Raw genomic sequence first — 23781 nt, forward strand, 5'->3', positions numbered from 1 at the left:
TGGATGCACGCACGATTGCGAATTCCGATGTGTGGCGGGACTACCCGCGAGTTCTCGGTGATACTGGTCGAATGCACGACAGGGATTCGGGGCGGAGCACACCGTCGCGGACCATCCTGCGGGCGCGCCCGGTGTACTACCTCCTGGCCCGCCCGACGCAGGAGCCGGATAGTCTGCCGCCGACGATCGGCGAGAGCGACGTGTTCTTCTCCGAGGACGAGGCCCTCGACGCACTCGACATCCACTACGCCTGGACCGCCGTTCGTCACGACGACAGCGAATTCGTCGAATCCGCGCACTGGTATCTGCAGAGCGCGATGGTCGGCCCCCGCATCAGCCCGTCGCTGGGCGAGGTGTACCTGGCGACCGTCGACGAGCAGAGCGGTGAGACGTGGGCAGCGGCCGGCGGATTCCTCACCGAGGGTGAGGTGGTCCACTGGGCGCCGTTCGTCGCGGCGGTCCGCCCGCGCATCCGCACCGCCGTCGGCGACGCCGCGCTCGAGCTCGCCTACCGCGGCGACACATCGGTGTACTTCGGGCAGGTCTGGTTCGCGCCCATGCATTCAGTACGGGTGTACCCGAAACGCATCGTCGTGGGCGATGCGCACGGGTGAGGGGCGCACGGGTGAGGGGCGCACGGGTGAGGGGCGCACGCGTGAGGGGTTGCCGGTTCAGGCGCCACACACGGCGAGACCTGGTCGGCGACGTGGCGTGGCTCGGGGCCAGGGCGTCGCCGTCACGTTGGTGAGTCAACTGTCATCGCAGGGGTCGGGCACCATATCGGCGTCGCGATCGGCCCGGCCCGGCGCACGCCGATCTGCTCACCGGCGCCCGAGCGGCCTGGGTGGTCTTGGTGGCGTTCGGGCTGCCGGCGGCTCTGATCACCGCGGCGGCGGCCGTCGCCGCGGTGACGTGCGGCGTCAGCGGCCACCCGGTGACGCCAACGCCCGCCCTCAGCCCACCGGACCGGCCCGTGCCGCCGCATGGGCCTCCCGGGATCCGAACACGCCCAACTCGATCGGGACCACGACCTCCACCACCAAATCACCTCCCCGAAGCCCGCACGTCCTCAGTTGCGCGCCGCTTCGCTGATCGGCGATCACCTCACGTGCCGACGCGCACGGATCGGCGGCGGCACCCACCTGGTCGACGGCGGCGGCCAGGGCCGCCAGGTCGGCGGCGGATTGGGCGCGGTGCCGAGCGACGACCGACGCCCCGACGTAGACGACCATCAGCAGCACCGTCAGCACGGCAAGGATCACCCCGGCCGCCACCACCGTCGCATAGCCGTCCTCGTCGGCGACGACACCGGCGCCGAGCCGACCTGGCCTCGATACCGCGGTCACGGAGCAACCCAGGTCACGGACGGACCCCGGGTGCGAACTCCACCTGATCGGAGCCGTCGGGTTCTGGGACGGCCACCGCGCGGGCGGTCATCGACACACCGGGCAACATCGGCACGTCGTCGGTGACCTCGACGACGATCCGGACATCGGTCGTGTTCACCGAGATCCGTGCGTCACCGCCGACCAGATCCGTTGCCGCCGAACGTGCCTGCGCATCTCCAGAGGCGGTGAGTCGCGCCACCTCGCGAGCGGCGTCGGTACATCGGATCTCGGTGACGACCGCGCCGATGACCCCGAGTCCGAGGATCAGGATCGCGATGATCGCCGAGATCCCATACGCCGCTTCGACCGTCACCATCCCGACCTCGTCGGTGATCAGTCGCCGCAGCCACCGGCATCGGATTCTGCTTTCCTGCAAAGACATTCAGTTCACCGAAGTGGACAACGCTTTGTTGATGATGCCGGTCAGCGCCGAAACGATGTCACCGCCGGTGACGACGGTGTACAGAATCGCACCGAAGGCCGCCGCGGCCACGGTGCCGATGGCGTATTCGGCGGTGCTCATGGCGTCGTCCTCGCTGATCAGGCGTAGCGTCCGAACGGTGATCCAGTCGCGGGTCTGACGGTATCTGCGGTGAGGTGACATGGGGTGGTCCCTTCGATCGTCGGGTTGATTCACGGGATTGGACGCATCGGAGGGCGCCGCGGTTCCACGAATCCCCGACATATTTCGGGAACACACCGAGTAGTTGGCTACCGTCCCGGCGGTGATGGTCAGCCAGATGATCCGGGCCTGCGCCGCGGCGGGCATTCGCGACGGCCAGCACTACGTCGCTAGTCGGCGAGTACCTCGCACCGGTGCTGGCCGGGCGTGACGGCGTCGATCCGGCGGCCCTCGACCGGGCGACCCGGATGTGGTCACGACGACGCGAACGGGAATGCGTCGAGGTCTATCAGTGGACCAACTTCCTGGCCTCCGGCCTGCCACCGCCCCCTCGAAAACGAGTTGTACCGCCGGGCCGGTGCGGACATCGGCTACACGCCAATTCTCGCCGACATCTACAACCGGGCCCGCCGACCCGCGGAGATGATGCCCGTCGCGGCCCTGGCCGCGTCGGTCGCACGTGCACTGCGACGCCCCGACGTGACCCCCGGTGAGGTCGGGACCGATCCAACGATTCCAGCAGCAGCGCATGCTCGGCGAGTGCCGGGAGAAACGTCGATTCCCTTCTTAAGGCCCGGTCAGATCCCGCCGAGGGTCTGCGCGGCGAGCCCGACGACGACCGGCACGATACCCAGGCACACGAAGGCCGGCAGGAAGCATAGGCCCAACGGTCCGCTGATCATGACGCCGGCGCGTTCAGCGCGGGCCAGGGCATCGTCGTTCGCCCGACGCCGCACGGTCAGGGCGAGGTCGGTGACCCCCTGCGAGAGCGCAGAACCGGCCCGCGCCGATCGCCGCGCCAGGGTGGCGAGTTCGTCGAAACATGTCATGGCGGACTCATTGCGCCGATGCCGCCACCATCGGCGATCGGCTCGGGAGGTGGATGCGGGTGCCCACGCCTGCTGCGGATCGGCTCCGAGGGAAAGCAGTTCGGCCGCTCCGGCCAGTGGGCGCGCCAAACCGGTCGGGGCACTTTGTGCGGCAACCCGGACCGACACCGCGACGGGTAACCCCGCACGCAGACAGACCGCGAGCAGATCCAGTGTCGCCGCGACTGCGAAGGGATCGTCGGGGCGCGTGACGACGCCGAGCCACCGGGGCTCACGGTTGCGCACCGGCATGTCGGTGACCCGGTAGAGGACCCATCGACGCTCCGGCCAGCACCAGCACGCACCGGCGAGACACAGCATCACCATCGTGGTCATCGGGTGATCACCTTGTCGGAGATCCGTTCCGACCACACCAGCCCGGCGGCCACCAACGACGCACCGACCACCAGCAACACCCCGCCGACCCCACCGCCGGTCAGGATCTGCACCGGACGCGCACCCGTGGCCTGTCCCAACGCAATACCCAGCAACGGCAGCACCGCGAGAACCGATGCCGTCGCCCGGGGACCGGCCAGTCCGGCACGGGTGCGATCGTCAAACCCGCGGCGCTCCACCAGATCTGCGCGGACCGAGTCCAGCAGTTCGGCCAGGGGTAGTCCGTATCGGTCCGCGGTCTGCCAGGCGATCGCGATCCGGCTCCACGACTCGTCATCGGTACCCGCATCGGCGTCGACGACGATGGTGCCGCCGAGTTCGGCACGTCCGGCGAGCACCGACAACGCCGCCGCGACGGTGCTCGTACCGTCGTTTCCCGTCGACATCTCTTGTGCGGCAACTGAACATGCTCGTGCCGGTGGTGCGCCGACCGAAAGTTCGGCGATCATCAGCGTCAGCGCCGTGAGAAGTTCGTCGCGGTGGTGCGCACGCTCGGCGATCCTGCGCCGATGTCGCGACAGCCACCATGCCACCCCGGCCACGATGCCCGCCGCGATCGCCGGCGCGGCACCGCCGATCACCGCCACGGCACCCATGCCGGGCATCATGATCGGCCACCGCGCGAGGCCGGGCACCGACGACCGCGACGCGAGTCGGATGCGTTGCAGTCGGTGTGCAGCGCGAGGGCGACCCGTCCACAGGACCGCGCACGCGAGCGCGAGAAGTACCGGCGTCATCGGCGTGCCATCACTCCGCGGAGCTGTGGGTGAAACTCGGTGATCCCGCTGCCGGACAGCCAGACCGGGACGATCGTGACAAGTCCGTCGGTCTCCCGATGCAGCATCCCGATCTCCGCGACACCCCGGGTGCCGTCCGCGCGTCGGGAGACGCCGATGACGACGTCCACCGCGGCACCGAGCTGGCTGTGCAGTGCCGCGCGCCCCATTCCGCCCAGTGCCGCAAGCGCTTCCATCCGTGCGGGCACCTCGGCGGTCGAATTGGCGTGCAGCGTACCGCCACTGCCGTCGTGCCCGGTGTTGAGTGCGGTGAGCAGGTCGATCACCTCCGCACCACGCACCTCACCGACGATGATGCGGTCCGGCCGCATCCGCAACGCCTGCCGCACCAGCGCCCGCACCGGGACCTCGCCGGCACCTTCGACATTCGCGGTTCGCGCGACCAGCCGGACCACATGCGGATGTGTCGGTGTCAGTTCCAGGGCGTCCTCGACGCAGACGATCCGCTCGGTATCGGCCATCTGCTCGATGAGCGCGCCGAGCAGGGTCGTCTTACCCGACCCCGTTCCGCCGACGATGAGGAAGGACAGCCGCGCGTCGAGGATGCCGCAGAGGAGATCGGCGGCTTCGGCCGGAATGGCGCCCGCGTCGACGAGTGCATCGAACCCCATACTGGCGGTGCGTAACACCCGCAGCGACAGGCAGGTTCCGTCGGCCGAGAGCGGTGGGATCATCGCATGCAGCCGCACCGTGTAGCCACGACGTCCCAGGCTCGACAGTTGCCCGTCGACCCACGGTTGGGCGTCGTCGAGGCGTCGGCCGGCGCTGAGTGCGAGACGCCCGGCGAGGCGGCGCACCGCGGCGTCGTCGTCGAATCGGATACCGGTGAGCGCCAGTCCCGTTCCACGGTCGACCCACACCCGGTCGGGCCCAACGACGAGGATATCGGTGACGTCGGGTTCGGCGAGGAGTTCCTCGAGACGACCGGCCCCGGTCAGTTCGGTCTGCAGGTAACGCAGCACCGCGAGCAGGTCGGTGTCACCGAGCACCCCGCCGGATTCGGCACGGATCGCGTCGGCGATGACCGCAGCGGTCACCTCGGCCTTCTCGGCGGCGAGCCGGGTACGCACCCGATCGAGGAGCGCCTCGTCGGCGTGTGCCGCCCTCATGCGACCGACCGATCACCGGCCGCGGGTGGCGGGGCGGACCGACCGGCGACGGCGGTTCGGACGCCGGGACCCGACGCCGGCCCGTGGTCGGCGACAGTGACGGCGCGATACACCGCCGTCGCCGCCCGCCCCAGCGGGCTACGCGAACCCGGTTGCAGCCGTCCGATTTCCACGCGTCCGGGCAGTCTCGGATCCGGACGGAAGGCCGCGAGGAGCGGCAGACCGACGGCGTCGGCGATCTGCGCGGGCCGCAGACCGCCCGGCGACGGCCCGCGGATCACCAGCCCCACCTCGGCGGCATCGCCGAGAAGTCGGTCGGCCACCCGGCGGGCCGCGGCGCACCCGGACACCGTCGGAGCGGCGACGAGGACCACCAGATCCACCGATTCGACAACGCCGCGCACGATGTCGGTATCGGTGCGTGGCAGGTCGACGACCACCAGATCGCCGTGGGCGCGGCCGGCATCGACGGTGGCGAGCACCGCGTCGGGGGTCAACGGCGCACCGTCGTCGCGGCGACCGGTGAGCACCGAAAGGCGGTCGTCGGCCTTCGGCAACGCATGACGCAGCGCCTGACCGTTGACCGCGCCAGCCTCGATCGCGAGGTCCTGCCAGCGCAGGCCCGGCCGGTCCTCGATGCCGAGCAGCAGATCGACACCGCCGCCGAACTCGTCGACGTCGAGGAGCAGCACCTCCTCGCCCGCGTCGCCGGCGGCGAGGGCGACCGCGGCGGCCAGCACCGAAGCCCCGGCTCCACCGTGGGCGGCCATCAGCGCGATGGCGCCGGCGGTGGCCTGACGCGGGGTGCGCAATTCGGTCAGTCGTCGGACCAGGTGGGACTCGTCGGCGGGAAGGAGCGCGGCATCACCGGCGCCGAGATCCATGGCCGCTCGCCATGTGGTCGCCGCCGGCGGCGTGTCGGCGACGAGCAGCACACCGGGCCGTCGCGGGACGGCGGTGTTGCCGAGCACGGCCACCGCCGACGGATCGACGACGACCGCGCGAGCCCGCAGCCACTCGGCGCGGCACCGTTGCGGGTCGGCCACGACGAGGCGGTAACCGGCGGCGGCGGCGCATCGGGCAACGTCGTCGCACAGGGCGGGATCGACGAGGGCCAGCAGGGAGTCGGACATGGCGTCATGGTGACCGAATCCCGGGCCCACGCCGGGGACCCGGACGGATTGACGCACTGATCTGTGGAGACCGCGCTGACTGTGCACAGCCACTGGGGGTTACTCGGGGAAACGTGCCTCAGATAGAGGACGACCCCGGCCAGGGGGGGAGGAGGCCGGGGTCATCGCGTTTCAGCCCCGGGGGGTCGGGCTGAAAGGCACCGGTCCGAAGACCGGATACCACCGACTATACACCCTCGATCGCTGCCCGCAAGCACAATCGAGAGCCGACACAACCGCGCATTTTCATCTCACTGCCTGCGGGTTTACCAACCCCAAACGGGCTTTACCAACCCGAACGGGCACTGCATCGACCGCAACGCGCGAGATAACCGAAGTCGACTTATGGCGTCGCCGAGAGTCGTATCATCCGACGATGAGCGATGGCCGCCCACCCACGCCCGGGCCGGACGTCGCAGCCTTCTTCGATCTAGACAAAACGGTCATCGCCAAGTCGTCCATCCTCGCCTTCAGCCGCGAGTTCTTCCACGGCGGACTACTCGACACCCGAACCCTGATGAAGTCGGTCTTCAACCAACTCACCTTCGCCCTCTCCCCGGCTGACGCCGACCACGTCGAACGCCTGCGGCGCCACGTCACCACCATGTGCCGCGGATGGGATGCGACCCAGGTGCAGCGGATCGTGGCCGAATCGCTCGACGAAGTCGTCACTCCGCTGATCTACGCCGGCGCCGCCGAACTCATCGCGTTGCACCACGATCAGGGTCACGACGTCGTCCTGGTGTCCGCATCCGGCCACGACATCGTCGAACCCATCGGCGCACTGCTCGGCGTCGACCACGTCCGAGCCAGCGAGATGCGCGTCGACGACGACGGTCACTACACGGGTGAACTGACCTACTACTGCTACGGGGAGGAGAAGCGCTCGGCGATCGAGAGCGTGGCCGCCGAATACGGCTACGATCTCGACAAAAGCTACGCCTTCACCGACTCGATCACCGACGTCCCGATGCTCGAATCCGTCGGCCACCCGCGCGTCGTCAACCCCGATCGAGCACTACGCCGGCAGGCCGAGAACCACGGCTGGCCGATCTACGACTTCGCGCTCGAGACCGAACCGTCGGCGGCATCCGCCGCGGCGCCGGCCCTCGCGGCGGCACTCGTCGTCGGCGTCGGAGCGGCCGTCGGCTACGGGATGGGAGTGCGCCGAACGACTTCCCGGTAGCCGCCTCGGCACCCGGAAGTTGTTGCGTACCAGCATGAACCGCAGGTTACGAGAACTCCACCGAACGTTGACACGCTTGAGTCTTGCTGTGATCGGCATCACGGTGTACAAAGGTCTTACGGAACCTCGGAAGGCAACGCTCGATCCGGAAGAGAAGGAGCGAGCCCCCATCCCGAGCCTTCCCAGCACGGGCGGCAAGTACCCACGCGGAGCAAGCCGCATAAGGCACAAGTGTTGTGCGCCTGCGACATCGAGGCCATGTGACGAAGATGGAATGGCAGCGCCCCGACCCTCGGACAGCGCCGACGGAATCCACGGATGACGGCGTGATGGGACGAGATTGGCAGCGCCGGAACAGAATTCGATTTCATAGTCGAGGTCAATCGCCGAGGCGGTAACCACAACCCACCAAGCACGCTTGGTAGCTTGAGTCCGTGCTTTGCGGGCGGCACCTTCGTTGACGACGAGGGCGCCGCCCGCAGTGTTGTGTGTGGGGGAGAACAAGCGCTGTCGGCGAATAAGCGAGCGCCGTCAACGGGATTCAGGGCGCTGTCAACGAAAACCAGAGCGCTGTCAACGAAATCGGGAGGCTTCGCCTCCACCGGCACGCGCGGCGTCGGCGATCGACCTCGCCTCGGCCGCACCGGCGCTCAGCGCCTCGCAGCAGAAGATGATCCACTCCCCCAGCGCCTCCGGACGGCCGGTGCCGAATGCCTTCGAGAGCACCCGGTAGTCGGCGACCCGCCGCAGCCACGTCACCTCCGGCACGCCCAGATTGTGCGGATCGAGGCCCGTCGACATACAGACCAACCGTGACGCGGCGCGCGCCACCACTCCGTTGGCCGTCGGGAAGGCCCCCAGACTCAGCAACTCGCCGTGGACGACCGCGGCCAGGATCGGGGCCGCCACCCGGGTGGAGCCGGTGATCAGCTGGGCCAGCAGGTCCAGCCGGTCGGCGACCTCGGCACCGGCGCGGGGCCGGCCGAGGTCGTCGGGATCGTCGACCAGATCGGCCGCGGCCAGCATGTGCAGCCGGGCGAAGGCCTGCGCCGGGGCGCGGCGGAAGATCGCGGTCAACGAGTCGGCGGCGTCGCCGTCGAGGGCCTGGGCCACCCGCATCGCGCCGGCCAGGATCGGATCGTCGAAGTCACCGTCACGGCGCAACTCGACGCTGCCCCCGTCGATCGCGGCCGAGGACCGCCCGGCGCGCCACGACGCCTCGGTCGCGGTCTTGTCCCAGCCACGCAGATTGGCGGGATGACGATGCACGGCCGCGAGCGCGTCACGCGCGGTGTCGGCGGCGGCGCTCACCCCGGGCAGGTCGGCCAGGGGGGCGAGCGGATCGGCGGTCACGTGGTCGAACCCTACCCGTGGCGCCCACCCGACGGTGACCGGGCGCCGCTCACCGAACACCACCCACCATTCGTCGCGCGCAGTGGCCCGCGGTGTCTGCAACGGCCATCCAACGTGACTACCCTCACAATAGGTTCCCCACGGTCGCCGCGTCACGCGCGGCGGCTATCCGCGATCTGTTGCCGACCAGCGAAAGGCCATGCAATCCGATGACCACATCCGCATCCGAAACCGTTCCCGGTTACCCGCCGTCGGAGGAGTTCGCCGCCCAGGCCAACGGCACCGCCGAACTCTATGACCGCGCCGAGGCCGACCGCCTGGGCTTCTGGGCCGAGCAGGCCCGACGCCTCGATTGGGACACCGACTTCTCCCAGGTCCTCGACTGGTCGGACGCCCCGTTCGCGAAGTGGTTCGTCGGCGGCAAGCTGAATGTGTCGGTCAACTGCGTCGACCGCCACGTCGCCGCGGGCAAGGGCGATCGCGTCGCGATCCACTGGGTCGGTGAGCCCGGCGATTCCCGCGACATCACCTACGCCCAGCTCAAGGACGAGGTGAGCCGCGCCGCGAACTACTTCACCGCGATCGGCCTGACCGCCGGCGACCGGGTGGCCATCTACATGCCGATGATCCCCGAGGCACTGATCTCGATGCTGGCCTGCGCCCGCCTCGGTCTGACCCACTCGGTGGTCTTCGCCGGATTCTCCTCCGGCGCCCTGCGCTCCCGCGTCGACGACGCGTCGGCCAAGCTCGTCATCACCACCGACGGCCAGTACCGCCGCGGCAAGCCCGCCCCGCTCAAGACCGCCGTCGACGAGGCCCTCGGCACCGGCGACGACGCCGCGGAGTCGGTTGAGAAGGTCATCGTGGTGCGCCGCACCAACCACGATCCGGACCTGCCGTGGGTGGAGGGTCGCGATGTGTGGTGGGAGGACACCGTCGCCGAACAATCCCCCGAACACGAGCCGGAGGCCTTCGACTCCGAGCACCCGCTGTTCCTGCTGTACACCTCGGGCACCACCGGTAAGCCCAAGGGCATCGTGCACACCTCCGGTGGCTACCTCACGCAGGCGTCCTACACCTTCCACTACGTCTTCGACCACAAGGAAGGTCGCGACGTCTTCTGGTGCGGCGCCGACATCGGCTGGGTCACCGGGCACAGCTACCTCGTCTACGGTCCGCTGTCCAACGGCGCCACCGAGGTCGTCTACGAGGGAACCCCCAACTCCCCCAACGAACATCGCCACTTCGAGATCATCGAGCGCTACGGCGTCACCATCTACTACATCGCGCCGACGCTGATCCGCACCTTCATGAAGTGGGGCCGGGAGATCCCCGACGCCCACGACCTGTCGTCGGTGCGGCTGCTCGGTTCGGTCGGCGAGCCGATCAACCCCGAGGCGTGGAAGTGGTATCGCGACGTGATCGGCGGCAACAAGGCCCCGATCGTGGACACCTGGTGGCAGACCGAGACCGGCGCCATCATGATCTCCCCGCTGCCCGGCGTCACCTCCACCAAGCCGGGATCGGCGATGGGCCCGCTGCCCGGTATCAGCGCCACCATCGTCGACGACAACGCCAACCCAGTCGGTGCCGGCGAACAGGGCTACCTCGTCCTGGACAAGCCGTGGCCGTCGATGCTGCGCGGCATCTGGGGCGACGACGAACGCTACCGCGACACCTACTGGTCCCGGTTCGCTGAGCACGGCTGGTACTTCGCCGGTGACGGCGCCCGCTACGACGACGATCACGCCCTGTGGGTCCTCGGCCGTGTCGACGACGTCATGAACGTCTCCGGGCACCGCATCTCGACCGCCGAGGTCGAATCCGCGCTCGTCGGGCACTCCGGGGTCGCCGAGGCCGCCGTCATCGGCGCCGCCGACGAGACCACCGGCCAGGGCATCGTCGCCTTCGTCATCCTGCGCGAAGGTGTCGAGAACACCGGCGAGACCCTCATCGCCGAACTGCGCCAGCAGGTGTCGATCGAGATCTCCCCCATCGCCAAACCGCGTGAGATCAACGTCGTCCCCGAACTGCCCAAGACCCGCTCGGGCAAGATCATGCGACGCCTGCTCAAGGACGTCGCGGAGGGCCGCGAACTCGGCGACACCTCCACCCTGGTCGATCCGTCGGTCTTCGAGGCCATCCGCGCCAAGAAGGCCTGAGTCAGATCATCGGGCCTGAGCTGCGGCGGAAGGCCCGAGCGACCGATCACCACCGCGTCGCGACCGCAGTGAGCGGCGCTCCCCGCCGGGAGCGCCGCTCAGTTGCGTCCGGGTCCGAGGGCGACACTCCATCGACCCCGACGCGGGGCAGCATGGCAACATAACCCACACACCCCAGAGACGGAGGATCCTGTGAGCCGAAACGACAACGGCCAGACTGCACCGAGCAGCCGGCCGGTCCCCGCGATCCCGCTGTCGGACGCGGATCTCGGCCCCAAGGGCGAACCGAGCATCGGCAACCTGGTCAAGGACGCGACCGCGAGCATGTCGACGCTGGTGCGTTCCGAGGTCGCACTGGCCAAGGCGGAGCTCGTCGACGAGGCCAAGAAGGCCGGTGCCGGTACCGGCGCGCTGATCATCGCCGGCGTGACCGCCCTCTACGCCAGCCTGTTCTTCTTCATCTTCCTCGCCGAGCTGATCGCGGTGTGGCTGCCTCGCTGGGCGGCCTACCTGATCGTGCTGGGTCTGCTGATCCTCATCACCATCGTCGTGGCGATCGCCGGTTACCTGTTCTTCCGCAAGGTCCGCGGGCCCAAGAAGACGATCGCCTCCGTCAAGGAGATCCAGACCGTCCTGCCGACGTCGCCGGCGCATACCGACCGTTCGAAGGCGGCCGTCGCCACGGACCATCCGAACATCCCGCCCGCCCGCGAAGGCTGACACGTGGTCGCGCCCGACCCGTCGAGCGTGCGGCTGCCCGGCATCTGGCGTCACCTCGATGTCCGGGCGAACGGCCTCCGGTTCCACGCCGTCGAGGTCGACGAGCCGATCGCCGACCGCCCGCTGGTGCTGTTGCTGCACGGGTTCGGCGAGTTCTGGTGGAGCTGGCGGCACCAGTTGGGTGCGCTCTCGCAGGCCGGTTTCCGGGCCGTCGCGGTGGACCTGCGCGGCTACGGCGACAGCGACAAACCGCCCCGCGGTTACGACGGCTGGACGCTCGCCGGTGACACGAACGGGCTGATCCGCGCGCTCGGCCATACCAGCGCCACCCTCGTCGGGCACGCCGACGGCGGTCTCGTGTGCTGGGCGACGGCCACCCTGCATCCCCGGGTGGTCTCGGCCATCGCGGTGATCGCCTCACCGCATCCCCGATCGCTGCGGCACGACGTGCTCCTGCGCACCGATCTGCGATCGTCATTCCTGCCCGGGTTCCTGGTCAATCAGCTCCCGCGCTACGCCGAGTCACGGCTGACCCGACGCGACGGCGCCTTCGTCGGCCGCTACTTCGGGCGGCGCGCCGGCCAGGCCTGGAAACGCACCGACGACTACGCCGAGGCGGTCACCCGCAACCGTTCGGCGATCCAGATCCCCTACGTCGCGCATTCCAGCCTGGAGTATCAGCGGTGGGCCTTCCGCTCCCAGTTCCGGCCCGAGGGCATCAGGTTCATGCGCCTGATGCACCGGCGACTACACATCCCGACGCTGTCACTGCGCGGTGCCGACGACCCCTTCATCACCGAGCACGTGATGACCGAAAGCCACACGTGGGCCGAGGAATTCACCCATCGCGAGATTCCCGGCAGCGGACACTTCGCCCATCAGGAACAACCCGAGGCGCTCAACGCCCATCTGATCGAGTTGCTGCGGACGACGCCGACATAGCGGCGTCTGACGTCCGGGTGCATCGCCGACGGCCCGTCACTCGCGCAGACACACCCCGGTCTTCACCCGCGCATAGCGTTCTTGCGCCCGTTCCAGATCACCGCGGACGACGTTGGCGGTCAGCGCATACCCGGTCTCGTCGGCCGGGTTCTCCGCGGTCGCGAAGACGACGCCGAGAACCTCACCGTTCGCATTGATCATCGGCCCACCGGAATTGCCCTGCCGGATGACGCCCCGCACCGTGTACACCTCACGCACCACCTGCTGGTCGCGGTAGATGTTGGCGGTCGGCAGTTCGCTCACACCACGTACCCGTACCGCCGTCGATCGGAAGGGCCCGGCCTCCGGGAACCCCAGAACGATCGCGTCGTCGCCGGTCGCGGCCTCGCGCGCGGCGAACTCCAGGGGCTGCGCGTCGAGGTCACTGACCCGCAGTACCGCGACATCGTTGCGGTCGTCGAAGAGGATCACGTCCGCGTCGTAGGCGTCACCGCCGTACGGGGTCACCGTCAGGGTGGTGGTGCCGGCCACCACGTGCGCGTTGGTCATCACCAGATCGCGACCGACGACGAAACCGCTGCCCTCCAGCGCCTGACCGCAATCCGGTGCCTCACCCTCGATCTTCACCACACTCGACCGGACCCGCGTGACCACACGCGAATCGGCGAGAGCGGCATCGGGCGGATCGACCTGGCTGGCCGTGGTGGTGGGGCGCAGCACCCCGTCGAACACCTCGCCCTGGAACAGTTCGTCGAAGCGGTCGGCCGCGCGGGCCTCCAGGCCCGCCGGTGCGGCCTGCCCGACCGCACCGAGAACCGCCGAGTCGTCGATGGCCTGCTTGAGCGGAGACCCGTCGTGCGACAACGGGATCGACAGCAACCACATCGCCAACACCGCGGCGATGGCCTGCAGTACCAGGCCGACGCCGCTGTCGACGGCCCGCAACTCCGGTGACCGGATGCCGCTGCGCAGGGCACTGCCCAGGATCATGCCGGCGACCTCGCCGATGACCACCAGCCCGACGAGGACGACGACGGTGATCACCAGCTTCAGGTTCGGGTCGTCGGTGATCGAATAGGCATGTGGCACAAGCAGAATGCCGGCGACGGCGCCGAGCAGGACCCCGAGTACGGCCAGCGCCGAGGCCACCGCACCGTGCCGGTAGCCGCTGATCGCCGCGATCAGCGCCACCGCGATCACGACGATGTCCACCCACGTCGAGGACGTCACGACTGCGTCCCGTCGTGCTGGTCGCGCAGATGCGCGGGCAGCACCGCGGCCGCACCGGTCTGCTGCGGGCTGCCGGCCAGCTCGATCATCTCGTCGAGGGGTCGGACGTCATCGGTGTTCCACGGCACCGCCCATCCCGCGGCATCACTGATCGCGGCCAGCAGACCACCGGTGAAACCCCACACGAGCAGACCGTCGACGAAGAACGCGGGCCCCTTGTAGACCTGGCCACCAAGCACCGACCGACGAACCTGGAAACGGTTCTGCGGGGCGAGCAATTCACGCAGCGACACCCGGGCCACCCGCGCGGTCTCCCCCGGGTCGACGGCGCGCACCGGTCCCGGCGTGCTCCAGTGTGCGAGCACCGGCACCACATCGAACCCGGAGACCGGCACCGGGAAGCTGGGCAGCGTGGCCAGGACGTCGACGCCGTGGGCGGACAGTCCCGTCTCCTCGTCCGCCTCGCGCAGGGCGGTGCCGACCGGGAAGTCGTCGCCCGGATCAACGCCGCCACCGGGGAAGGCCACCTGCCCGCTGTGCTGACGCAGCGTCGGCGCCCGCTCGGTCAGCAGCACCTCCGCGTCGGCGGGCAGACCCCCGGGATGCAGCGGATCCGCGTCCCACGACCCGGAGATCAAGATGAGCACCGACGCCGACCGGCGGTTGCGGCCCAGCATCGCGGCCCAACGCGTCCGATCACCACCGCGGGAAAGGACCCGCTCGCGGACCGCGGTGACGTCGTCGGTCAGCGCCCGCATCCACGGTGGGATCTGCGCCCGCGGTACCAGCGGACCGATCGGCGTCTCGGGGACATCGTCCGGGTCCGGTGCACCACCCTCGGAAGGCGTACCACCATCGGCCCGGGTACCGCCGCCGGAGTCCGGGCTTCCCGGATTCCCGGAGCGGTGAAAGATACTCACGTAGTGACCCCCGTCGCCGACCGCACCTCGTCGGCGATCTGTTGGGGATCGTCGAATACCGTGGGCGCGATCTTGGCCACACTACCGTCCGCGCGGACGATGATCGTCGACGGAAACACCCGCGGCGCCCGCAGCGCCGCGGCCACCGCACCGTCGGTGTCGAGGACGACCGGCAGATGCACGCCGAGTTCGGTCAGGAATCGCAGCACCAGATACGGGTTGCCCGCCCCCTCCTTGGCGTGCACGGTGAGCACGGTCACCCGGTCTCCCGCGCGCTGTGCGTATTCGGCGAGCACCGGCAGTTCGCGGCGGCACGGCTCGCACCAGACCGCCCACATGTTGATGACCAGCGGCTTGCCGACGGTCCCCGCCCCGACGTCGTAGGGCGCGCCCGTGGCCAGGCACGGCACGCTCACCCCGGCCAGCACCGCCGAGGCCCCCGGCGGCGGGCCGCCGACCTGCGGACACGGGGCGATCGCGGCGTCGGTCCGCGCCTGCGCCAATTGCGCGTCGTCGACCTGCAGATCGGTTGCCGACAGCGCCCCGGACGGACGGACCTGCTCCGACGACGAGGACGAGGATCCGCCCTCACGCGGCCAGATCGCCACCACCAGGGCGATGACGACGATGAAGAACACCACCGTCCAGCGCGCGGCGGGCGGGAACCGGGAGCCGCGCGGTCGGTGCCCGGGTGTGGGCTGCGGGGTCGGTGCCGGCGAGGAGATCGGCGTCTGTCCGGACGTGCTCTCCGGAGCCTCGGACGAACCGTGTGGGTCGCTGTGGTCGGTCGTCATCAGGGCGCGATCCCCGCCAACTCCAGCAGATGATCGGTCTCCGGTCCCTTCACCAGTGCCGCGGCCTGCTCCTTGTCAATCGGTCCGGTACCGACCGACGGGCAGTCCTTGGCGAGGATGCACACGCCGCAGGCGGGCTTACGGGCGTGACAGACCCGACGGCCGTGGAAGATCACCCGATGCGACAGATCGGTCCAGTCCTTGCGTTCGATCAGCTCGCCGACCGCGTGCTCGACCTTCACCGGGTCGGTCTCCTCGGTCCACTGCCACCGGCGCACCAGCCGGCCGAAATGGGTGTCGACGGTGATGCCGGGCACCCCGAAGGCGTTCCCCAGCACCACATTGGCGGTCTTGCGGCCGAAACCGGGCAGTGACACCAGTTCGGGAAGCGTGTGCGGCACCTCGCCGTCGAAGCGTTCGACCAGTGCCTGCCCCAGTCCGATGATGGAGTTGGCCTTGTTGCGGTAGAACCCCGTCGACCGGATCATCTCCTCGAGTTCGATCCGATCGGCCTGCGCGTAATCCCAAGCGGTCCGATACTTCTCGAACAGCGCCGGGGTCACCTGATTGACCCGCACGTCGGTGCACTGGGCCGACAGGATCGTCGCCACCGACAACTCCAGCGGCGTGGTGAAGTCGAGTTCGCAGTACGCATGCGGAAACGCGACCATCAGCGCGCGATTCATCCGACGTGCACGACGCACAAGACCCAGGTGGGTCTCGCTTTTCACCGACCTCTTCGACGGCACCGCGCCGGCGGTCGGCGCCTTCGCCATCCGTGCCGGCGATCCCGGGGCCTTACGTGCACTCACCGGACCAGATTAGCGATCGTGCTCGGGGTGATCGGCGCGCGCGTCGCCGCACTCGCCGCCAACGCTTTGGTCACAAAGCGATCACCACGGCCATTCTGGTTGGGAGCCGGCAACCCCTCCGGTGTTTACTGGGGGCCATGCAAGGACTCGCCGTGCTGCTGTTCCCGGCTGTGCTGATGCTCTTCGCGCTCGGTATGGAGAAGGTTCAAGCGTGGACCGACAAGGTCACGGTCAACCGTGACAACGTCGAGGAATTCCTGGAGGGCGCGGAGCCGGAGCACGTGGACACCCTCGCCCGCGAGGGGATGCCGGCCGCGCTGGACGAACTCCGCAATCGCCGCGCAGGCTGAGTCGTCGCACATTTCCCGCATCGGGACACGCTCGCCATTGCGGCGCCCGTGACCCATTCAACACTTATGCTGGTGGCGAGAGTAGCGTTGCAAAGGGTGCGATGATCCGGTCGCACCCCGTGTTGTCACAGTGAGAAGGGACTCCTTGGTGGAGGAAGTACTGGCGCGGGCGGGCATATTTCAGGGTGTTGAGCCCTCTGCCGTTGCGGCGTTGACCAAGCAGCTGCAGCCCGCCGATTTCCCGCGTGGGCATGTCATCTTCCACGAGGGCGAACCCGGCGACCGGCTCTACATCATCCTTTCCGGCAAGGTGAAGGTCGGCCGTCGCTCGCCGGACGGACGCGAGAACCTGCTGACGATCATGGGGCCGTCGGACATGTTCGGTGAGCTGTCCATCTTCGACCCGGGTCCGCGGACGAGCTCGGCCACCACGGTGACCGAGGTGCGCGCGGTGTCGATGGACCGCGACGCGCTGCGCGCCTGGATCAAGGACCGCCCGGAGATCGCCGAGCAGTTGCTGCGCGTCCTCGCCCGCCGCCTGCGTCGCACCAACAACAACCTCGCGGACCTCATCTTCACCGACGTCCCCGGCCGCGTCGCCAAGCAGCTCCTGCAGCTCGCGCAGCGTTTCGGCACCCAGGAGGGCGGCTCACTGCGCGTCACCCACGACCTCACCCAGGAAGAGATCGCTCAGCTCGTCGGCGCCTCCCGCGAGACCGTGAACAAGGCACTCGCCGATTTCGCCCAGCGCGGCTGGCTGCGTCTGGAGGGCAAGAGCGTGCTGATCGCCGACTCGGAGCGCCTGGCCAGGCGCGCAAGGTAAGAGCGGACCAGACCTGACGAAAAGTGGGGGAAGAGTCTTCTTCCCCCACTTTTCTGTTTCTCTGCGGGAAGTTTCTGGCCGACGATGACGAACCCCGCGGAAGTACGCCGTCGGGCCCCGATCACCCACCCGATCCGTCGTCGGGTGTGAGCGCGATTACCCTGGGCGCATGACGGATTCCGGTGTCGGAGCCCCCGACGAACCCACCCCGGCGAACGAGCCGGTCTCCCATCCCGCCTACGGCGTGCTGCGCGAGGTCACCCCGTTCGCGTCGGTGCTGCTCTGTGAGAACCCGGGCGTGATGGAACTCGACGGGACCAACACCTATATCCTGCGGGCTCCCGGCCACGCCGAATGTGTGGTCGTCGACCCGGGCCCGCCGCGTCACAAGAAGCATGTGAAAAACATTGCGGCCCAACCGGGTATCGCGTTGACGCTGATCACCCACCGGCATTTCGACCACACCGGCGCCATCGATCGGTTGACCAAACACACCGGTGCACCCACCCGCGCCCGGCTGGCCGAACACAGTCGCAACGCGCCACCGCTGCGCGACCGGGAGATCATCGAGATCGCCGGACTGCGCATCACCGTCCTGTTCACCCCCGGTCATTCCGGTGATTCGGTGAGTTTCCTGGTCGAGCACGAGGATTCGCGTGCCGTGCTCACCGGCGACACCATCCTCGGCAGCGGCACCACCGTCATCGACCCCGCCGACGGCAGCCTGCGCGACTACATGGCGTCGCTGAACCGGCTCATCGTCGACGGCGCCGACGCGGCGCTGCTACCCGCGCACGGCCCCGACCATCCGGCCCTCGAGCCGGTGGCCCGCTTCTACAAGGCGCACCGCGAGGAGCGCATCGACCAGATCCAGGCCGCGCTCGACGAGATGGGTGTCACCGCGCACCAGGCCAAGCCGATGAAGGTGGTCAAGAAGGTCTACGCCGACGTCGACAAGAAGCTCTGGCCGGCAGCCCGGATGTCGGTGAAGGCGCAGTTGGAGTACCTGCGGGGGGAATGACCACGGCGTCCGTGACGCCCGCTGCTCACCCGGTGATCAGGTCATACGACAGCTTCGCCACCATCACCACGACGACGACCAGCAGCACCCAGCGCACGAAGGCACTGCCGCGCCCCAACGCCATCCGCGCCCCGATCTGCGCGCCGATCACGTTGCCGATTGCCAACGCCGCTCCGAGCAGCCACATCACGTGGCCCTGCGTGGCGAACACCGCCAGCGCCCCGAGGTTGGTGCCGGTGTTGATCACCTTGGCCGTCGCCGAACTCTCCAGGAAGTTCGTCCCGACCATCGCGGTCAAGGTGATGATGAGGAAGGTTCCGGTGCCCGGGCCCATCACACCGTCGTAGAAGGCGATCACGACGCCCGCGATCACCAGTCCGGCGATCATCGACGCCCGCGAACGTGTTGTGGCCGAACCGGATCCGAAGCCGGGGTTCAGAGCGACGAAGAGTCCCACGACCACCAGCATCACCAGCACGATGGGTGTGAACACGTCGGTGGGCAGGCGGCTCGCGACGAAGGCACCGGCACCCGAGCACAGCACGGCGCAAGCGAACACCGGCGCCAGTCGTCGCCAGTGCAGCGGCACCGCACGGGAGTACCGCCACGCCGCCGACGCGGTACCCACGACCGCGGCGAGTTTGTTGGTGGCCAGCGCCGACGCCGGCGCGACGCCGGGCTGACCGATCAACAGCGCCGGGATCAGGATGAGCCCGCCGCCACCGACGACGGCATCGACCCATCCGGCGGCCGCCGCGGCGAGGATCAACGCCGCGACGACCTCAACGCTCACTGATCGGCGACCTCGACGATGAGTTCGACCTCGACCGGCGAGCCGAGCGGGAGTTCGGTCACGCCGACCGCCGATCGGGCGTGGACGCCGGCGTCGCCGAAGATCTCACCGAGCAGGTCCGACGCGCCGTTGAGCACCCCGGGTTGACCGGTGAATCCGGGAGCCGACGCGACGAAACCGGTCACCTTGACCACACGCACGACCGCGTCGATCCCGACGAGGCCGTCGACGGCGGCCAACGCGTTGATGGTGCACTGCCGGGCGGCCGCGGTGGCCTGATCCGGTTTGACGATGCCCTCGGCACCGACGCATACCTTGCCGCGCGCACTCAGCTCGCCGTCGACGAATGGCAGCTGACCGGAGGTGTAGACGAGGTTCCCCGACCGCACCGCCGGCACGTAGTTGGCCACCGGCTTCGGCGCGACCGGCAGCGTGATCCCCAGTTCGTCGAGACGTCGGGTCCAGGTACCCACCGCGATCAGCCCTTCGGTCGTTTCAGGTAGGCGACGTGCTGCTCCCCGGTCGGTCCGGGCAGCACGCTGACCAGCTCCCAGCCGTCGGCGCCCCACTGATCGAGGATCTGTTTGGTGGCATGGGTCAGCAGCGGAACCGTCACGTACTCCCATGGGGTGACTTCACTCATGAGGGCCAGCCTAACCGGTTTGTTCCCGAGGACTTCCACAGTGGATAGGGTGGGGCGATGGTCGACGATACTGCCGATGACGGCACGACACACACCGCCGCCGGGGGCGGCGCCGGTGACGGCGCGCGGTATGCGGCGCAGGCCGAGGCCGACGACCTGGCCGACGATGTGACCGCAGCGGCCCTGCGTGAGGACACCGAGGACGTGACCGCGCAGAATTCCTGGCCGGACTCGGCGGCCCGGGCGCGATTGCACTTCGTCTCCGGCAAGGGCGGCACCGGCAAGTCCACCGTCGCCGCGGCGCTGGCGCTGACCCTGGCCGCCGACGGCAAACGCGTCCTGCTCGTCGAATGCGAGGGTCGGCAGGGCATCGCACAACTCTTCGACAGCCCGCCGCTGCCACCCACCGACACGCGTATCGCCACCTCCGAGGGCGGCGGCGAGGTGTGGGCGCTGGCCATCGATATCGAGCACGCCCTGCTCGAGTACCTCGACATGTTCTACAACCTGGGCTTCGCCGGCCGCGCGATGAAGCGCATCGGGGCGATCGACTTCGTCACCACCGTGGCCCCGGGTCTGCGCGATGTGCTCATCACCGGCAAGATCAAGGAACGCATCATCGCGACCGACAAGAAGGGCACCCGGGTCTACGACGCGGTCGTCGTCGATTCGCCACCCACCGGTCGCATCGGCAGCTTTCTCGACGTCACCAAGGCGATGGCCGACCTGGCCAAGTCGGGACCGATCCGCAACCAGAGCGAGGGCGTGGCCCGGCTGCTGCACTCGGAGGAGACCGTGATCCATCTGGTCACCCTCCTCGAGGCGATGCCGATCACCGAGACCATCGAGGCGGTCGACGAACTGCGCGGCAAGGATCTGCACATCGGCAGTCTGATCATCAACCGCGTCAACCCGATTCATCTGCCCGCCGACTCGATCGACGACATCGCCGAGGGACACATCGATGCCGCCGCCGTGGCGAAGGGACTGACCGCGGTCGGCATCGACGCCTCCGAATCCGACTTCGCCGGGCTGCTCACCGAGACCATCGAGCACGCCTCCCGGCTGCAGGCCCAGCAGGTCGCCAAGGCGCAGCTCGACGAGGTCGAGGTGCCCACCCTGGAACTGCCCACCCTCGGCGACGGCATCGACCTCGGCGGGCTCTACGAACTGGCCAATCTGCTGCAGAAAGCGGGCGCGTGATGCCACTGGACCTGAAGATGGGCGCCGTGCTGGCCGACCCGGAGACCCGCGTGGTGATCTGTTGTGGCGCAGGCGGAGTCGGCAAGACGACGACGGCCGCCGCGATGGCGCTGCACGCCGCCGAGGCCGGTCGGACCGTCGCGGTGCTGACCATCGACCCGGCCAAGCGGCTCGCCCAGTCACTGGGGATGAGCGAACTCACCAACGACCCGCAACCGGTCGCCGTCGACGGTGCCGGAACGCTGGACGCGATGATGCTCGACATGCGCCGCACCTTCGACGAGATGGTGCTCGAATACTCGACACCCGAACGCGCAGCGGCGATCATGGAGAACTCCTTCTACCAGACCGTGGCCGAATCCTTCTCCGGCACACAGGAATACATGGCCATGGAGAAGCTCGGCAAGCTGTTGGAGACCAATCGCTGGGATCTGATCGTCGTCGACACCCCGCCGTCGCGGAATGCACTGGACTTCCTCGACGCCCCGCAACGCCTCGGTTCGTTCCTGTCCGGACGGCTGATGAAGATGCTCGTCGGCGGTGGCCGCGGGGTGGGCCGGATGGTCACCGGCGCGATGAGCCTGGCGATGCGTGGCGTCTCCACCATCATCGGTGGCGACATGCTGCGTGATGTCGCCACCTTCGTGCAGTCACTGGACTCGATGTTCGGCGGTTTCCAGGACCGGGCGATGAAGACCTACGAACTGCTCAAGCAGCCCGGCACCCGATTCGCCGTGGTGGCCGCCGCGGAACCGGATGCCCTGCGCGAGGCCGCGTTCTTCGTCGATCGGCTCTCCGAGGAGTCGATGCCGCTGACCGGACTGATCCTCAACCGCACCCACCCCAACCTCACCGGCATCACCGAGGACGCCGCGCGGGCGGCGCTGGAGCGCAGCGACGGCGACCTCGACGAACTCACCCGCGGCGTGCTGCTGGTGCACGCCGAACGCGCCGGGACGGCCAAGCGTGAGGTCCACCTGCTGCAGCGGTTCACCGCCGCCCACCCCACGGTGCCGATCGTCGGGGTCCCGTCGCTGCCGTTCGAGGTCGCCGATCGGGTCGCGTTGCGCGCGGTCGCCGAGCAGATCACCGGGCGGGGCTGACGCATCACATACATCGGGGGATGGGCGCGCCACTGTGCGGGTTCGGCGGTTCTCGGCGGGTTGCTCACCACATTCGGCGCGGCACTGTTCCAGGGACTCGCCAGCCCCGGCGGCCGCGGCTACGTGACCTACATCGCGGTGTGGCCGGAACCCGCCGATGGCTTCGGGTCGGAGACGCTGCGTTATCTGACCGTCGCGGTGATCGGCATCGTGATCGGCGCGCTCGCCGCAACGGTCTCGTATCTGACCGGCGCCCGGGCCGCCCCGGCCGGCTCCCGCGTCGGCCTGACCGTGACGGCCGGACTCGTCGGCATCACGCTCGGACTGGCGCCCGTTCTCGCGATGCTGACGGTCACCGACTACCCGGACGTCTCACCGCTGCTGATCTACGGGGTCTGTGGCGTCGGCGGTGCCCCACCGTCGGTGTGCGTTGAGCAGCACCGCATTTCGCCCCGACTGCACGGTGGTCATTCATGCCGACACCGATGGCACCCGCGGCGAGGCGACCTGGAATTCGCCGACGAACTCACCCTCGGTCGCGAGCAGATCCGGCACAGCGTGTATTCGGCGCAGAAGGTGACGTCGTCGCGGACGTGGCCTCGCGTATGTGCTCGCCGTGGCCGCGATCGGCCTGGCGCTGAGGGCCGTCGGGGATGAGCGGGTGCGGTCGACGATGTACGCAACCGCGGCCGTGTTGCCGATCGGGGCGGTGGCGGCGACGGCCGGCGGGGTGACACGGCGGCGAGCGGGCCACGACTCTCGCCCGGCCTGAACGCGAATCGTCCCGGATCCCACCCCGCCGAAACGACACATCACCGGCGGGATGTACCCGGCCGGTGATGTGTGACGTGACTTGTCTGCGCTACCTCAGCCCGCGACCCGCTGACGCCGACGCTGCGCCTCGAAGAACGCGGCCCACGAGGTGACCTCGGGATGCTGACGCAGCAGCGCCCGACGCTGACGTTCGGTCATGCCGCCCCAGACGCCGAATTCCACCCGATTGTCGAGCGCGTCGGCACCGCACTGCAGTTGCACCGGGCAGTGGCGGCAGATGGTGGCGGCCTTGCGCTGTGCGGCGCCACGAACGAACAGATCGTCGGGATTCTCCCCGCGGCAGCGCGCTTGCGACACCCACGTCAATCGCGCCTCTTCCGTTGAAACCGCCGCTGTCGCCATCGTCGCCCCTGTCTGTCGTTGTATGCCGGCCACCTGCGTCGCCGACTTCTCGACTGCAACCCGCCCATTCGAGATCGCCGCGTCGTATTTGATACATGCAACACTCTGTCGGACCTGCTGTTAAGTGAGTCACATTCTGCCCTCAATCTAGGGATCTGTGCTGACGACCGCAACCCCTGGGCCGGAAAAACTGGCAC

The 23781-nt window shown here is 68.8% G+C and carries 27 protein-coding genes; 11 read left to right on the plus strand and 16 right to left on the minus strand.

Going from position 1 to position 23781, the window contains the following annotated elements:
* Positions 1-71: 71 nt before the first annotated feature.
* Positions 72-614 (plus strand): hypothetical protein, encoded by a 543-nt coding sequence (locus ACWETB_RS16385; RefSeq protein ID WP_452212284.1) that lies wholly within the window; start codon positions 72-74, stop codon positions 612-614.
* A 339-nt stretch (positions 615-953) separates the two neighbouring features.
* Here the strand turns inward: ACWETB_RS16385 and ACWETB_RS16390 are convergent, their stop codons facing one another.
* From ACWETB_RS16390 to ssd, 7 genes are all read right to left on the minus strand, one after another.
* Positions 954-1346 carry an Rv3654c family TadE-like protein gene (locus ACWETB_RS16390; protein WP_452212286.1) on the minus strand — a complete coding sequence of 131 codons (393 nt, stop codon included), beginning with the start codon at positions 1344-1346 and terminating at the stop codon, positions 954-956.
* A gap of 13 nt (positions 1347-1359) precedes the next feature.
* Positions 1360-1770, minus strand: a complete 411-nt coding sequence (locus ACWETB_RS16395) for a TadE family type IV pilus minor pilin (protein WP_452212288.1) — start codon at positions 1768-1770, stop codon at positions 1360-1362.
* Positions 1771-1992 (minus strand): DUF4244 domain-containing protein, encoded by a 222-nt coding sequence (locus ACWETB_RS16400; protein WP_348805314.1) that lies wholly within the window; start codon positions 1990-1992, stop codon positions 1771-1773.
* Between the two features lie 596 nt (positions 1993-2588).
* Positions 2589-3215, minus strand: coding sequence for a type II secretion system F family protein (locus ACWETB_RS16405; protein ID WP_449742324.1), 627 nt, complete (start codon positions 3213-3215; stop codon positions 2589-2591).
* Positions 3212-4012 (minus strand): type II secretion system F family protein, encoded by an 801-nt coding sequence (locus ACWETB_RS16410; protein WP_449742325.1) that lies wholly within the window; start codon positions 4010-4012, stop codon positions 3212-3214. Before ACWETB_RS16410 ends, ACWETB_RS16405 begins: the two co-directional genes overlap by 4 nt.
* Positions 4009-5181, minus strand: a complete 1173-nt coding sequence (locus ACWETB_RS16415; protein ID WP_452212291.1) for a TadA family conjugal transfer-associated ATPase — start codon at positions 5179-5181, stop codon at positions 4009-4011. The genes ACWETB_RS16410 and ACWETB_RS16415 overlap by 4 nt, the downstream gene beginning before the upstream one ends.
* Positions 5178-6314, minus strand: a complete 1137-nt coding sequence (gene ssd / locus ACWETB_RS16420) for a septum site-determining protein Ssd (RefSeq protein WP_452212293.1) — start codon at positions 6312-6314, stop codon at positions 5178-5180. The genes ACWETB_RS16415 and ssd overlap by 4 nt, the downstream gene beginning before the upstream one ends.
* A gap of 415 nt (positions 6315-6729) precedes the next feature.
* On the opposite strand from ssd, the gene ACWETB_RS16425 reads away from it, so the two are divergent.
* Positions 6730-7539: an HAD family hydrolase gene (locus ACWETB_RS16425; RefSeq protein ID WP_449742328.1), complete on the plus strand. Its 810-nt coding sequence runs from the start codon at positions 6730-6732 to the stop codon at positions 7537-7539.
* A gap of 573 nt (positions 7540-8112) precedes the next feature.
* Here ACWETB_RS16425 and ACWETB_RS16430 read toward each other — a convergent pair.
* Entirely contained in the window at positions 8113-8892 is a 780-nt protein-coding gene (locus ACWETB_RS16430; RefSeq protein ID WP_452212353.1) for an oxidoreductase, read from the minus strand.
* 209 nt (positions 8893-9101) lie between these two features.
* Here ACWETB_RS16430 and acs point away from each other — a divergent pair, with 209 nt between their 5' ends.
* The 3 genes from acs to ACWETB_RS16445 all read left to right on the plus strand — a co-directional run bounded on the left by acs (position 9102) and on the right by ACWETB_RS16445 (position 12716).
* Positions 9102-11054 (plus strand): acetate--CoA ligase, encoded by a 1953-nt coding sequence (gene acs, locus ACWETB_RS16435; protein WP_449742330.1) that lies wholly within the window; start codon positions 9102-9104, stop codon positions 11052-11054.
* A gap of 192 nt (positions 11055-11246) precedes the next feature.
* Entirely contained in the window at positions 11247-11774 is a 528-nt protein-coding gene (locus tag ACWETB_RS16440) for a phage holin family protein (RefSeq protein ID WP_449742331.1), read from the plus strand.
* A 3-nt stretch (positions 11775-11777) separates the two neighbouring features.
* Positions 11778-12716: an alpha/beta fold hydrolase gene (locus tag ACWETB_RS16445; RefSeq protein WP_449742332.1), complete on the plus strand. Its 939-nt coding sequence runs from the start codon at positions 11778-11780 to the stop codon at positions 12714-12716.
* Between the two features lie 36 nt (positions 12717-12752).
* Here ACWETB_RS16445 and ACWETB_RS16450 read toward each other — a convergent pair whose 3' ends face one another.
* The 4 genes from ACWETB_RS16450 to nth all read right to left on the minus strand — a co-directional run bounded on the left by ACWETB_RS16450 (position 12753) and on the right by nth (position 16436).
* Positions 12753-13946, minus strand: coding sequence for a MarP family serine protease (locus ACWETB_RS16450; RefSeq protein WP_449742333.1), 1194 nt, complete (start codon positions 13944-13946; stop codon positions 12753-12755).
* Positions 13943-14704, minus strand: a complete 762-nt coding sequence (locus tag ACWETB_RS16455) for an NUDIX hydrolase (RefSeq protein WP_449742450.1) — start codon at positions 14702-14704, stop codon at positions 13943-13945. The genes ACWETB_RS16450 and ACWETB_RS16455 overlap by 4 nt, the downstream gene beginning before the upstream one ends.
* A gap of 158 nt (positions 14705-14862) precedes the next feature.
* Positions 14863-15660, minus strand: a complete 798-nt coding sequence (locus tag ACWETB_RS16460) for a TlpA disulfide reductase family protein (RefSeq protein ID WP_449742334.1) — start codon at positions 15658-15660, stop codon at positions 14863-14865.
* Positions 15660-16436: an endonuclease III gene (gene nth / locus ACWETB_RS16465; protein ID WP_452212355.1), complete on the minus strand. Its 777-nt coding sequence runs from the start codon at positions 16434-16436 to the stop codon at positions 15660-15662. The genes ACWETB_RS16460 and nth overlap by 1 nt, the downstream gene beginning before the upstream one ends.
* 173 nt (positions 16437-16609) lie before the next feature.
* Here nth and ACWETB_RS16470 point away from each other — a divergent pair, with 173 nt between their 5' ends.
* From ACWETB_RS16470 to ACWETB_RS16480, 3 genes are all read left to right on the plus strand, one after another.
* Positions 16610-16822: a hypothetical protein gene (locus ACWETB_RS16470; protein ID WP_348805328.1), complete on the plus strand. Its 213-nt coding sequence runs from the start codon at positions 16610-16612 to the stop codon at positions 16820-16822.
* A gap of 148 nt (positions 16823-16970) precedes the next feature.
* Positions 16971-17645: a Crp/Fnr family transcriptional regulator gene (locus tag ACWETB_RS16475; protein ID WP_348805329.1), complete on the plus strand. Its 675-nt coding sequence runs from the start codon at positions 16971-16973 to the stop codon at positions 17643-17645.
* 169 nt (positions 17646-17814) lie between these two features.
* Positions 17815-18666, plus strand: coding sequence for an MBL fold metallo-hydrolase (locus tag ACWETB_RS16480; protein ID WP_452212298.1), 852 nt, complete (start codon positions 17815-17817; stop codon positions 18664-18666).
* Between the two features lie 25 nt (positions 18667-18691).
* Here ACWETB_RS16480 and ACWETB_RS16485 read toward each other — a convergent pair whose 3' ends face one another.
* From ACWETB_RS16485 to ACWETB_RS16495, 3 genes are read right to left on the minus strand one after another with little or no spacing between them, the layout of a single operon-like run.
* Positions 18692-19459: a TSUP family transporter gene (locus ACWETB_RS16485; protein WP_452212300.1), complete on the minus strand. Its 768-nt coding sequence runs from the start codon at positions 19457-19459 to the stop codon at positions 18692-18694.
* Positions 19456-19932 carry a RidA family protein gene (locus tag ACWETB_RS16490; protein ID WP_452212302.1) on the minus strand — a complete coding sequence of 159 codons (477 nt, stop codon included), beginning with the start codon at positions 19930-19932 and terminating at the stop codon, positions 19456-19458. Before ACWETB_RS16490 ends, ACWETB_RS16485 begins: the two co-directional genes overlap by 4 nt.
* Before the next feature lie 5 nt (positions 19933-19937).
* Positions 19938-20102: a DUF4177 domain-containing protein gene (locus ACWETB_RS16495; protein WP_348808389.1), complete on the minus strand. Its 165-nt coding sequence runs from the start codon at positions 20100-20102 to the stop codon at positions 19938-19940.
* 57 nt (positions 20103-20159) lie between these two features.
* Between ACWETB_RS16495 and ACWETB_RS16500 the strand changes: the two genes are divergently transcribed.
* The 3 genes from ACWETB_RS16500 to ACWETB_RS16510 are packed head-to-tail and all read left to right on the plus strand — an operon-like array spanning position 20160 to position 23065.
* Entirely contained in the window at positions 20160-21305 is a 1146-nt protein-coding gene (locus ACWETB_RS16500; RefSeq protein WP_452212304.1) for an ArsA-related P-loop ATPase, read from the plus strand.
* On the plus strand, positions 21305-22408 hold the full coding sequence (locus ACWETB_RS16505; RefSeq protein WP_348808391.1) for an ArsA family ATPase: 1104 nt from the start codon (positions 21305-21307) through the stop codon (positions 22406-22408). The genes ACWETB_RS16500 and ACWETB_RS16505 overlap by 1 nt, the downstream gene beginning before the upstream one ends.
* Before the next feature lie 60 nt (positions 22409-22468).
* Positions 22469-23065: a hypothetical protein gene (locus ACWETB_RS16510; protein ID WP_452212306.1), complete on the plus strand. Its 597-nt coding sequence runs from the start codon at positions 22469-22471 to the stop codon at positions 23063-23065.
* Positions 23066-23275: 210 nt separating this feature from the next.
* Here ACWETB_RS16510 and ACWETB_RS16515 read toward each other — a convergent pair whose 3' ends face one another.
* Complete coding sequence (locus tag ACWETB_RS16515; protein ID WP_449742340.1) at positions 23276-23584, minus strand: WhiB family transcriptional regulator; 309 nt, start codon at positions 23582-23584, stop codon at positions 23276-23278.
* Positions 23585-23781 lie beyond the last annotated feature (197 nt).

The sequence above is a fragment of the Gordonia sp. NPDC003950 genome, assembly GCF_053605205.1.